The sequence below is a fragment of the Anaerobacterium chartisolvens genome (assembly GCF_003337415.1).
Taxonomy (GTDB): domain Bacteria; phylum Bacillota; class Clostridia; order Acetivibrionales; family DSM-27016; genus Anaerobacterium; species Anaerobacterium chartisolvens.
Window position 1 is genome coordinate 47255 of the sequence record NZ_QPJT01000001.1, and the last position, 12459, is coordinate 59713.

The following is a 12459-nucleotide window of genomic DNA, read 5'->3' on the forward strand; positions in this document are numbered from 1 at the left end:
TCCCAAACATAAGTCAATTTATATTGTAACATTGTGTTATTTATGGCATCTTATACTTTAAAACAAATGGGATTATATTTTCTTCCCATATGACAGCGAATCCCCCCACCCCGGAAAAAAACGCCACTGCACTTGCCCACCGGGTAGTTTCTGTTTTATAGTCAGTTATTATTAAAATAATTGATATTGTCCATAACGCTAATACAAGCCAAATCATAGCACAAGCTCATCTCATTTCCTTAAGTCCCGTATAAAAGAAACAGAACTGTTACGAATATTCTCTCTGCACAGGACTATTCCAGAGTGGCCGCAATTCATTAATACTCTTTGGGGCCTTCCCCATGCTTCCCACAAAATATCTGAATCCTTTTTGTGTACATATTTATCGTATATGGCAGTTAGTAAAAGAATATTATCCTTACGAATAACAGGTGTAAAATTGCTGGGATTAATTATTTGCCATTTTCTTTTTAATTCTTCATATGTAAAGCCGTGCTTTTCAAAGTCTGCTTTGATATACCTTCCCGGAATTGTATCCCATATGGTATATGATAAATTATTTGCATAAAATATAGAAACCAGCTTATCAACTTTTCTTTCAGTTACACCAATGAGGTTTGAAATCAGTCCACCTAAGCTTAATCCGATTAAAATAACTTCTCCATTTTTATCCTTTATCCATCTTATTAGGGCTCTGGTATCCAAAACAGCTTGCTTTATGGCAAGTAACGTCCTGTCTATATCGGCGCTTATCATAAATTCCCCGTCATATAATGCATGGCTGGAGTTCCGCTCCATATGATAAGGTAAAGTCACAAAGTATATGTTGTAGTTTAGCTTCATAAATTCCTTCAGATATATGCTCTGCAATTTTTTGTGGCTCGAAGATCTCCATCCATTTATGCAAATTACATTAACTGAGTTTTTGCCTTCATTACTCCTATAATAAAGCCCTGATGAATTTATGTTACATATGTCAACTGTACTCATCTGGCTTTTAAAGCTATATCTTCCCATGCTATAGCCATTAAGCTGATCTTTTTCTTGAAATTTTATATCAGGTAGATCAGGGCTGCTGTAGAACACATCGAAATATTCGGTTTCTTCTATACTGTTTTTAAATTGCCAGAAAGAGCTTCTTTTTCTATGAAGCATATAAAGTGCATACTTGTCAATGAAATCTGCTAAAATCTTATTCACAATCTACCTTCTTTATAAAATGTAATATTATATATTGTTTTGTATATTATATACTTATAGTATCTAAATGTAAATATTTTTGCACCATAAAGATATAGATATAACTGAGCATAATCAAAGCTCCGCGCCTTCAATTTCTTGAATCGCGCGGAGCCTTTTAAGTGAAAATTTCATCCGTATTAATCTATCAATTCGTAAATAGGCGCTCCCGGAGGGACAATGGGAAATACCTTGTCGTCCTTGTCAATCTGGAAATCTATCAGCACGGGCGTATCCTCTGAAGCCAGTGCTTCTGTCAGCGCAGCATCCACCTCATCAGGCTTGGTTACCCTTATCCCTTTCGCACCGAAGGCCTCAGCCAGAGCCACAAAATCAGTTCCCCTGTCAATGCTTGTCGCCGAATACCGTTTTTCGTAAAAGAGATCCTGCCACTGCCTCACCATACCAAGTACCCCGTTATTTAATATGGCAATTATTATCGGCAGCTTGTATTCCACGGCGGTTGCTATCTCAGTGCAGTTCATTCTGAAGCTTCCGTCACCAGCTATGTTTATAACCTTTTTATCCGGCCTTCCCATCTGAGCCCCTATGCACGCCCCAAGCCCGTAGCCCATCGTACCCAGCCCTCCTGAGGAAATGAACTGCCTGGGAGCGGTATATTTGTAAAACTGGGCGGCCCAAAGCTGGTTCTGCCCTACCTCTGTTGTTATTATGGACTCACCTTTTGTCAGCTCATATATTCTTTCAACTATATAATGCGGCCTCAGCACCTCATCCTTGATATATTTCAAAGGATAGCTGACCTTCCATTCATCTATCTTTTTGTTCCAGGCCGAATAATCCCTTTTTTTCACTTTGGCGTTTAAGGCCTTTAATATCTTTTTTATGTTTCCCGTAAGAGGATATCGCACAACAATGTTTTTGCCGATTTCCGCAGGATCTATGTCAATATGCATTATCTCGGCATTGGGAGCAAATTTTTTCACGTTGCTTATGACCCTGTCGCTGAATCTTGCGCCTATCGCAATGAACAAATCCGCTTCCGACACAGCCATGTTTGAGGTTCTGCTTCCGTGCATTCCAACAAGCCCCGTAAACAGCTCATGTGTTCCGGGAAAGGAGCCTAAGCCCATAAGGGTAGTAGCAACAGGTATGCCGGCCTTCCCCGACAGCTCCAGCACCTCCTGGCTTGCCCCCGCTATGGAAACACCCCCTCCTGAGAGGATTATCGGCTGCTTTGAATTGTTTATAGCTTCGGCGGCCTGTTCAATATCCTTTTCGGAAACACCTGAAGGAGCACTTCTTGGCTTTTTGGGAGGCTTGCTCTCAAACTCGGCAAAAGCAGCAGACACATCCTTGCATATATCCACAAGCACAGGCCCCGGGCGGCCCTCACAGGCAATAGCAAAGGCTCTCCTTATTGTATCCGCAAGCTTTGTTACATCCTTCACTATAAAATTGTGCTTTGTTATAGGCATTGTTATTCCAGTTATGTCCACCTCCTGAAAGGAATCCTTCCCAAGAAGAGGAGTGGCAACCTGACCCGTAAAAGCCACCATTGGCACAGAATCCATATAAGCCGTGGCAATCCCCGTTACAAGATTGGTGGCTCCCGGCCCGGAGGTTGCAATGCACACCCCTGTTTTCCCGGTAGCCCTCGCATACCCGTCCGCAGCATGAGCAGCACCCTGCTCATGAGATGTAAGGACATGCCTTATCTCGTCCCGGGCTTTATATAATGCATCATATATATTCAGCACCGCACCCCCGGGAAAGCCGAACACCGTATCTACACCCTGCTCCTTCAAGCACTCAACAAATATATCCGATCCATTAAGCTTCATTTTATACAACCTCCATACAAACTGTTCCTCGTCAATTGTTTTTAAGCACTGCTCCCGTACTCGCCGATGTTACAAGCTTTGCATATCTGCCCAGATAACCCTTGGTTATTTTAGGCTGGGGAGCCTTCCATTCCAGCATTCTTTCCTTTAAAACATCCTCCGGCAACTCCACATTCAGCTTTCCTGAAGGAATGTCAATACTTATTATATCTCCTTCTCTGACAGCCGCTATAGTTCCGCCCTCCATTGCCTCGGGAGAAACATGCCCGATGGACGCACCCCTTGACGCTCCTGAAAAACGCCCGTCGGTTATGAGCGCCACATCCCGGTCAAGACCCATTCCGGCAATTGCCGATGTAGGCCCCAGCATTTCTCTCATCCCCGGGCCTCCCTTTGGCCCTTCGTAGCGTATTATAATTACATCGCCCTTAGAAATTTTGCCGTTATATATGGCATCTATTGCCTCATCCTCACAGTCAAATACTCTGGCGGGGCCTCTGTGCACAAGCATTTCCTGTGCAACGGCAGAACGCTTTACCACGGCTCCGTCAGAGGCAATATTTCCTCTCAGCACCGCAATTCCTCCCGTTTGGCTGTACGGGCTGTCTATATCCCTTATTACCTCATTGTCAAGAACTCTTACCTTTTCTATATTTTCACCCACTGTTTTTCCCGTCACCGTCAGCAGGCCGGTATGAATCAAATCCTTTTTGCACAATTCCTTTATTACAGCCTGCACACCGCCTGCAGCATAGAGATCCTGAACATGGTGGGGTCCTGCCGGTGAAAGCTTGCAAAGGTTGGGAACCTTGCCGCTTATTTCGTTTATAATATCAAGGTTTATTTCTACTCCCGCCTCGTTTGCTATTGCAGGAAGATGCAGCACGGAATTTGTCGAGCAGCCAAGAGCCATATCAACAGCCAGTGCATTGTGGAAAGCCTCATGCGTGAGAATATCGGAGGGCTTTATATCCTTTTCAACCAGCTCCATTATTTTCATGCCGGCAGTCTTTGCAAGCCTTATTCTCTCGGCATAAACGGCAGGTATCGTTCCGTTGCCGGGCAGCCCCATCCCCAGAACCTCCGTAAGACAGTTCATTGAGTTGGCGGTAAACATTCCCGAGCAGGAGCCGCAGCCCGGACAGGCATGGTCCTCCAAATCACATATTTCCTCTTGTGTAATCTTACCCGCCTTAAAAGCACCCACAGCCTCCATCATGCTGTTAAAATCCAGCTGCCTTCCGTTGCGCTGTACCGACAGCATAGGCCCTCCGCTTATAACTATTGCGGGAACATTTATCCTTGCAGCGGCCATAAGCATTCCGGGTACGATTTTATCGCAGTTGGGTATGAACACCATACCGTCAAAGCTGTGTGCCAGGCCCATTGCCTCGCATGAATCAGCTATCAGCTCTCTTGTGGCAAGGGAGTATTTCATTCCGGTATGCCCCATCGCTATACCGTCGCAAACCCCTATTGCACCAAACTCGACAGGAGTACCCCCCGCCATCCTTATTCCCGCTTTAACAGCCTCTGCAATATTATCTAAATGTATATGCCCGGGAACGATTTCACTTTTTGAGTTTACCACTCCGATAAGAGGTCTGCTTATCTCCTCATCGGTATAACCCATCGCCTTAAAAAGCGACCTGTGAGGGGCTCTCTCCACCCCTTTTTTTACAATATCACTTTTCATATTTTAAAAGGCCTCACTTTCTATAATTAAAGCTAATAATGGCATTTTTAACAATAATAGCCGGGTGAACCCGGCTGCTTAAAGATAAAATTATTTTACTACTTTTAAAAGGTGCCTGTCCAGCATTTTAATCAAAAAGATAAGATTCATTAAAAAACGGGAGGCATATTTGCATTTTTCATAAAAATATTATATATAGCGGCAAAGCTTTTGCGTTGAAGATACTTACATTTAATTAAATCTTGAATAAAAGGTAACTCATTTAATTTTCACCTTTGTACCAAGCTTCAAAGTACTGTTTGGATCAGCAACAACCTTTTCCCCGTCATTTATCCCGTTAACAACTTCAATATAATCCTTATTCTCTATTCCTTTCTCGACATTCTTCAGCTCAAGTTCATTTCCTTTAACAATAAATACACTATCTTTACCTTCCGAATCAAAAACGGATTTATTTGGTACATATAATACTGATTGCTTTTCACTCGTAATAACTTTAACATCAACACCGTATCCAGGCCTAAAATTAAATTTACTATTATCAAATTTAACTCTTATTTCGATCCTTTGCTGTTCAACACCAATTGAGGATACTGATGTTTCGGCCTTTGGCGCAATATAATAAACTACCCCGTCAATTTCCTTCTTGCTTAATAACTCACCGCTAATAACAGCCTTTTGTCCTATTTCAATTTTACCCACATCATCCGTTAAAACATTAGCCTTTATATATGCGGAATTGTAATCTCCCACCTCAAAGAGGAGAAATCCAGATTGAACAGATGAATTTACGTCAATATTTTTTTGAATAACGACACCATTTATATTTGGCCTTATATCAACTCTCCCAAGCTGGTTGCTAAGTTCCTGAATTTGGAGCTTTGACTGTTCTACAGCTGCTTGAACAGAATCAATGCTTTCTTTCTTTATACCTTTACTTAAAAGTTTATAATTCTGTTCGGCAATAGTATACTCATGTTCCGCAGCATCCAACAAATTTTTGCTTGTCTCAAAATCTAACTCTAGCTGCTTAACATCCTGCTGTGATACAGCGCCATCTTTTAACAAAGCACGTGTCTTCTGAAGTAAATCTTCTTTATAATTGTAGCTTTCCCTTGCTGTCCTGACTGCAACCCCTGCCTGATCCATTTTAGCTTTTGCAATTGTAACCTCTTCAGATTCTATACTTCTTCTTAGCTCTCCAAGCTTACTGTTAGTTTCTTCATACGCTGCTTGAGCTTTTTTTATGGATAGCTCGAGATCGTCTACATCTATTTGTGCGAGTTCGTCACCAGTTCCAACACGTTCTCCTTCCTTAACCAATACGGATTTAATCCTTCCGTCAACTTTGCTGTATATTTTTTCTTTGGAATCCAGCTCAACTTTACCCCGGACTTCAACATACTCCATCAATTCTCCCGGACTTGCTACATGTACGTTTACACCCACGGCATTTAATTCTCCGTATAAGAAAATAACACCAAATATAATTACAGTTACAGCACTAATTGTAATTACTGCCTTAAGTCTCACTTTTGACATATAAATCCTCCCGTTATCCTTCTTTATTCTTTAATACTTCTACTATATCAAGACCAAATATATTTTTTTCATTTGCCTTTTGAGCTAAAATGATGAACACAAAAATACTTATAAAAGATATTATGTAAGTACTAATTTTTACGATAGCAGGTATCACTAACACATCAGTACTAAATTGCTCCGCAAATAATTCACATAGCAACCTGCCTAGGATAGCTCCCGGAGCTAATGATATAACACCCAGAATAACACTTTCCCTCATCAATAACTTTTCAATCTCAGCCTTTGTATATCCTAATACTTTAAGAGACGCCAGTTCTCTTCGCCTTTCCATTATATTAATTACAGTTGAGTTAAATATACTCGCAAATCCCATAATACTTCCAAATATAATCATAATGGCCACAAAAAGATATACAATATCAAACATCTGCAGAGAATTTTCATATTCTTCTATACGACTTTGTAGCATCTTAATTCCACGAATTTTAAGTAATTCTCTCTTAGCCTTTTCAAACATACCGGTATCACTTTTAACTACAGCACCTGTCGCGTATACCCCTTCTTTGAGGATATCCCCCATACTGGTAATAGGTAAATAGCAGTTATTTCCCATATATTTTTTTACTATACCTGTAACAATTAACCGGTTTTTAGCTTTCCTTACTTTATCAAATGGTGTTTCAATAATAACTGTATCCCCGACCTTTATATCCAGCTTTTTTGCTACCAAACTGGAGATTAAAATTCCTTCTTTAGAAGGTGTTATCTCAATAACATCATCATGTTGTACGTAAGTAAAAGGCCCGAATAACCTCCGGGCCTTTCGTCTTGCCTTACTTAAATTTGCACTTGTTTACGCTTACATTGAGGGATTTGCCGTCTATTGTACCTACTACAGTAACCTCGTCCCCTTTGCTCATTTCCGCGATTTTAGCTATCTCGTCCTTGTCTTTAAAATTGCATTGCACTTGAGTTACTGCAAAATCCTCCTCGGCACTAAGCACAATATAAGTCTGTCCCAATACCTCCCCTATGCTGTCAATTTTGCCAGTTATCTCGGCAAGCTTATTCTTGTAGAGCTGATTCCCTTTTACTTCGTTATCGTCATACGCCTTTGCCAGTTCTTCAGCGGTAACAGTAACATCAATTGTTTGCTCGGGTTTTTGCTCCGGCTGCTGCTTTTCTTTGTCCCCCTCAGTTGGAGGAGTAGAAGTTTCTTGGTTGGTTGAACCTTGAACCCGGCCTGTTGGATTAGATGCAGCCATATCCTTGTCTTTGTTCCCGCCCAAATTTGCAATTACACCTATAGCTACCACAACAATGATTACCCAAAACCACCACTTTTTAGTGATAGGCTTCTTTGTTTTTGTTTGCTCCGTCATTTTTAACCTCCCATATGTGAAATATTTTTCCACATTATTATACATGCATTACCAATATATTTCAACATGAGTTTGGATTTGTGACGCTATTTTTTATTTGTTTATTGCATTCATGACTATATCAGAAAACGCCTTACCTATATGCCAGAATATATCTCCTGCCGCATTTGTAAGCGCCTGAGACACTCCCGGAATAAATATGATTGCTAATATAACCCCTGCCGCTATCAGTCTGCCTAACATCTTCATGTGGCTGCCTCCTATATATTTGTAAATATTATGCACAAACTCCCAAAATAAATAAACTTATATGTAAATATTTTTACTATTTACACTTGACGTACAGTGTGTTTAGTGGTAATATTTATATATAGTAAGTTATAAGGAGGAGGTAAAAATTATGAATATGAGTTTTATCTGCGAGGACTGCGGCAAGACTTATTGCCGCGAAACATATACAGCATCATCTCTTTCCAGCACTAAAAAGTATTGGAGAGAAAAGGAAGGAACAAAGTTTGGAATGTGCCCAGACTGCTATAAGGAATATAAGAAGCAGCAGGAACAGAAAGCAAGCGAAAAGGCTAATTTGCCTCAGCTTACAGGCAGTGAAAAGCAGGTAACATGGGCTTTAAAAATCCGGCTTGAAAAGTACAAAATACTTGCGGATATGCTTCCGCGCTTAAACGAAAAGGGCATTGAAACGTATGAAAAGTTGTTTCAAACAACCGAAGCAAAGTGGTGGATAGACCACCGCGACAGTACAGGCCGGGAACTGATGGTAATAGCCGCAGCCATGATGCCTCCGGAAATGGAGGCGGAAATAAAAGCTGAGGAGGAAAAAGAAAAGAAAGCAGAGAAAGAGGCTCAGGAGAAGCATATACTGCGTCCTGAGAATGCTACTGAAGAGGCATATGTTGAGGTAAGGATCGAGGATAGCAGGGTGTCTGTCATCTCAAAAAAGGACGACCGGATAATAGCCATTTGCAAGGGACTGGGGTATGACTGGTCGAGCGGAGCACGGAGGCGTACCATGAGTTATAAGACCGGCACCGCAATAGATAGGGCTGCAGAGATTGGCAATAAGATTTTGAATGCCGGATTTCCCGTTTTGATCAATAATGCCGAGGCACGGGAAAAGGCAGTTAACGGTACTTACCTTCCTGAGTGCAAGCGGTGGGTGTCTTGCAAGACCAAAGGCACTTATCAGGGATGGTTGGCTATATCTTGGGACGGGAGGGATGACAAACTGTATTCTACTGCCCGAAAACTGCCACAGTCTGCATGGTCCAGTCCTTGCGTAGTTATAAAGCCTCGCTATTATGCAGAGGTCGAGGAATTTGCAAGGCTGTTTGATTTTCAATTTTCTCCTGGTGCGCTGGAGATTGTTGAAAACGAGAAAAGGGTTATGGCTGCTGCGGAGGTTGTGGAGCCTGTCAAGGTTCCGGAGCCAGAGGCAAAGGACGGCTTGAGGGAAATACTTGCATCCAGCGCGGACGTGCTGGATGACTTAAAGGATAATTAAGCCGCAGGAGCGTTAAGGCTCCGGGCTGTGGAGGGTATTATGAGTGATTTATTAAAAGAAACGGCAAAAGATATGTTGCCGGAATTGATTGAAACGTTAGAAACTCTTAGTGTGGAGGATAAAAGAACCGTCCTCCAAGCCTTAAGCGACAACTTGTTTTGCAAGTACAGCAAAAACTATGGGCATGTGGCTGTCGAGTTGCTGTCCGATGGAGATTGTAAGCACGTCAATGGGGGGGTTGGGTATATCCTACATTATGCAGAAGATGCCGGGAACGGATACATTTGGAGGGACTACTGGCACACGAACATAAAAAAGATAATAGCCAAGATGAAGCTCGAAGATGCGGAGTATGAGCTTGCCCAACGATATGAAGATATCGAAAGTTTGCGAAAAGATTTTGATTATGCTAGACAAAACCCTCATCTCCGCTCACGTGTGCTGAGACTTGAAAATATAATCGGCGACTTACAGGAGTCGTTTGATAAGATATAAAAAGGAGTTGTTTTGAGATGATGGATGAATTGGAAAGGAATTATAAAACACAGGATGAGTTAGTGGAATTAGGAGAGCAGGGGATGGAAGTTTTTGCAGCTTATATAAATGGGTTGGAAAAGGAGCTGATGGAAACTTACGGACCACAAGCCGAATTTAGCCCGGATTATAGGGATTGTATTTTTAGCGCAGCCGAAGAGCTGGGCTGGGAGTATGAGGAATATTTTAAGGCACTGGGCTGGGGATACCCAAACTATCATTCAGAGGAGGGGAAGGAATAATGGAGATTGATTTTGATATAAAAACTAACGCGTGGCCTTATCCAGTTAATATATATTTGCATTCTCAGGGAGAAGGACATTACTTGTCTGTTCAGGATTTGAACGAAGAAGAAACAAGTTTTTTAAGTGTACTTGTAGAAGGGTATATCCCTCCTGAAGAAAGTATTTTAGATGGAGCAAAAAGGATATGCAAGGAGTTAAAAGGTGAGTTGCCTAATGTAATACTCGCTAAATTTTGCAACCAATATGGAATTTAATACTACACTTCTCCCTCACCAAGTACCGGCAGTCGGAAAGCTTAGTCCGATTAAGGTGGGGGCTTTATATATGGAACCAGGTACCGGCAAAACAAGAATAGCGTTGCAGCTTATATATAATAGGCTGTTGAAAGGTAAAATAAATAACGTTATATGGTTATGCCCCTGTTCGGTTAAGGAGGATATGCAGTTTAATATTTCTGGCCACATCAGCGATGCAAGTATAATTCATATATATGGGATAGAGAGTCTTTCCCAGTCGGATCGTCTCTATTTCAAATTACTGGATATGGCGGCAAAAACAAAGTCGTATCTTGTTGTGGACGAGAGTGATTTGGCAAAGAATCATTTTGCCAAACGAACACGCAGAATTGAAAGGCTTGCAGAGTTGTGTCCATATAGGATAATATTAAACGGCACTCCGGTTAGTAAAAGCGAGGCTGACTTATTTGCCCAGTGGTATATCTTAGACAAAAGGATTTTGGGTTATAATAGTTTTTGGAGCTTTGCGGCAAACCATATTGAATACGACGAATATGGGAGGCCAAGGAGGTGTCTTAACGTTGACTACTTGTCTAGGAAAATAGAGCCTTATACTTATACGGTTACTAAAAAAGAATGCCTTGCACTTCCTGAAAAGCGGTATATGCAAAGAAGCTTTTCGCTAACACAGGAGCAGGCACAGCACTATGAGGAAACTAAAGATATGCTACTGTCAAATGTTGATGAGTTTGATAGTACAACGATTTATAAACTGTTTACAGGCTTACAGCTTATATGCAGCGGGAAGCATGTACTGCGTATTAATCCCCTTATAAGTAAACCTTTTTTTGATAATCCTCATGATAATCCAAGAATACAAACGCTGCTTGAGGTTTTGAATTCTTTCGAGAACGAAAAGGTCATCGTTTGGTGCAAGTATAAGCACGAAATAGATGAAATAAAGCAGGTATTAACACAGGCTTTTAGCCCGGAAGTTATAACTGAGTTCCACGGCGGCATAGGGTTAAAAAGCAGGTATAAGCAGCTGGAAAGGTTCAGAGATACAGCAAATTTTCTTCTTGCAAATAAAACCTGTGGGGGATATGGCCTTAATCTTCAGTTTTGCAATAACTCTGTATACTATTCCAATGACTTTAACTGGGCTACTCGGTCACAGTCTGAGGACAGGATACACCGTATAGGCCAAGATAAAGAGGTTAATTTATTTGACATATGCGCAAGGAGCAAGATTGACACACGAATACTTAAGAACTTATGGAGAAAGGAGTCGCTGTCAGATTCATTTAAGGATGAGCTTCGCAACGGGCGGGGGCTATCAAAATGGATTGATGGAATAGAGGAGAAAGGTTATGATACGGATAGGATTGAACAAACGGGAGAAACAGTCTGTACTTGACGATTATTTATCCAGAAACAATATTAAGAAGATATATTGCTTCTATTTTAAGCACTTTCAGCCCAAATATAGGACGGATAAGGAAATTGAGTATATCGAATACTCGGATATAATCATGTACAAGTTTTTCTATAGGCTTTTAGAGGAAATTGGGGAAAGTAGTCTGATAATCATGGACGGCTGTATGCGAACTAAAAACAGGAGCGACTTGACGTATAATTGCGCTCACCACTACCTTAATCAAACTCCCCATAAGATTATATTTGAATTCTTCCCTATTATCGACACAAAAGATGATATGATGATCCTTTTTGATTTTGAGAATAAAGGAAAGTTTCACGGAAATTCTTTTGACTATATATATCTGCAGACAGAGGATATAAAAACCAAACCATTTAAGATATACCTTAGCTGCGCTAATGTTGAGGTATCATCTAAAGACCGGGAAAAGTATGAGAAAAAGAAAGAGAAGCTTTTTGATGAATTGGGGCAGAAAGACCCTGATACTATACCTCGTACCTTGCAGCTCCTTGCCGGTGACTTAAAGAAATCGGCAATTACCCCGGATAAAATATATGTGGCCAGGAATAAACGGTTTAAGCTGGACAACGTGCTTACATATGCAGACATAGATAAACAAGGCAACTATATCGTGCTTGATATGCATTACAGGAGGTTAAGCTTTAACGATTTCCTTAAAGTATCAGGCTGCGGCAAAGTAAAATATATCAGTACAACGCTGCCCATAGACAGCGTAATTACAAGCGACTTCATGCAGTGGAAAGGGAGGCTGGATGCTATATATGCTAAAGCAAGTTTATATAAATAAAACTGTAGA

14 protein-coding genes are annotated in these 12459 nt (G+C 41.1%); 6 read left to right on the plus strand and 8 right to left on the minus strand.

The window, feature by feature from the left end; all coding sequences use genetic code 11:
- Window positions 1–40: 40 nt before the first annotated feature.
- The 8 genes from DFR58_RS22080 to DFR58_RS21695 all read right to left on the minus strand — a co-directional run bounded on the left by DFR58_RS22080 (window position 41) and on the right by DFR58_RS21695 (window position 7916).
- Window positions 41–217 (minus strand): hypothetical protein, encoded by a 177-nt coding sequence (locus tag DFR58_RS22080; protein ID WP_207659085.1) that lies wholly within the window; start codon window positions 215–217, stop codon window positions 41–43.
- Window positions 218–231: 14 nt separating this feature from the next.
- On the minus strand, window positions 232–1200 hold the full coding sequence (locus DFR58_RS00225; protein WP_207659086.1) for an alpha/beta fold hydrolase: 969 nt from the start codon (window positions 1198–1200) through the stop codon (window positions 232–234).
- Between the two features lie 179 nt (window positions 1201–1379).
- On the minus strand, window positions 1380–3044 hold the full coding sequence (gene ilvB, locus DFR58_RS00230) for a biosynthetic-type acetolactate synthase large subunit (RefSeq protein WP_114295801.1): 1665 nt from the start codon (window positions 3042–3044) through the stop codon (window positions 1380–1382).
- Between the two features lie 31 nt (window positions 3045–3075).
- Window positions 3076–4740, minus strand: a complete 1665-nt coding sequence (gene ilvD / locus DFR58_RS00235) for a dihydroxy-acid dehydratase (protein WP_114295802.1) — start codon at window positions 4738–4740, stop codon at window positions 3076–3078.
- A 258-nt stretch (window positions 4741–4998) separates the two neighbouring features.
- A complete protein-coding gene (locus tag DFR58_RS00240) occupies window positions 4999–6282 on the minus strand; it encodes an efflux RND transporter periplasmic adaptor subunit (protein ID WP_114295803.1) in 1284 nt (427 codons plus the stop codon).
- Window positions 6283–6295: 13 nt separating this feature from the next.
- Window positions 6296–7015 (minus strand): ABC transporter permease, encoded by a 720-nt coding sequence (locus tag DFR58_RS00245; protein WP_114295804.1) that lies wholly within the window; start codon window positions 7013–7015, stop codon window positions 6296–6298.
- A gap of 103 nt (window positions 7016–7118) precedes the next feature.
- On the minus strand, window positions 7119–7667 hold the full coding sequence (locus DFR58_RS00250) for an OB-fold protein (protein WP_114295805.1): 549 nt from the start codon (window positions 7665–7667) through the stop codon (window positions 7119–7121).
- A gap of 93 nt (window positions 7668–7760) precedes the next feature.
- A complete protein-coding gene (locus tag DFR58_RS21695; protein WP_170137969.1) occupies window positions 7761–7916 on the minus strand; it encodes a hypothetical protein in 156 nt (51 codons plus the stop codon).
- A gap of 151 nt (window positions 7917–8067) precedes the next feature.
- Between DFR58_RS21695 and DFR58_RS00255 the strand changes: the two genes are divergently transcribed.
- The 6 genes from DFR58_RS00255 (at window position 8068) to DFR58_RS00280 (ending at window position 12450) form a co-directional block, all read left to right on the plus strand.
- Window positions 8068–9189, plus strand: a complete 1122-nt coding sequence (locus tag DFR58_RS00255; protein ID WP_114295806.1) for a hypothetical protein — start codon at window positions 8068–8070, stop codon at window positions 9187–9189.
- Between the two features lie 39 nt (window positions 9190–9228).
- Window positions 9229–9684 (plus strand): hypothetical protein, encoded by a 456-nt coding sequence (locus DFR58_RS00260; RefSeq protein ID WP_114295807.1) that lies wholly within the window; start codon window positions 9229–9231, stop codon window positions 9682–9684.
- 17 nt (window positions 9685–9701) lie between these two features.
- Window positions 9702–9965, plus strand: coding sequence for a hypothetical protein (locus DFR58_RS00265; RefSeq protein ID WP_114295808.1), 264 nt, complete (start codon window positions 9702–9704; stop codon window positions 9963–9965).
- Window positions 9965–10222 (plus strand): hypothetical protein, encoded by a 258-nt coding sequence (locus DFR58_RS00270; RefSeq protein ID WP_114295809.1) that lies wholly within the window; start codon window positions 9965–9967, stop codon window positions 10220–10222. Before DFR58_RS00265 ends, DFR58_RS00270 begins: the two co-directional genes overlap by 1 nt.
- Before the next feature lie 70 nt (window positions 10223–10292).
- Entirely contained in the window at window positions 10293–11621 is a 1329-nt protein-coding gene (locus tag DFR58_RS00275; RefSeq protein ID WP_170137970.1) for a helicase-related protein, read from the plus strand.
- Complete coding sequence (locus DFR58_RS00280) at window positions 11575–12450, plus strand: hypothetical protein (RefSeq protein ID WP_114295811.1); 876 nt, start codon at window positions 11575–11577, stop codon at window positions 12448–12450. Before DFR58_RS00275 ends, DFR58_RS00280 begins: the two co-directional genes overlap by 47 nt.
- Window positions 12451–12459 lie beyond the last annotated feature (9 nt).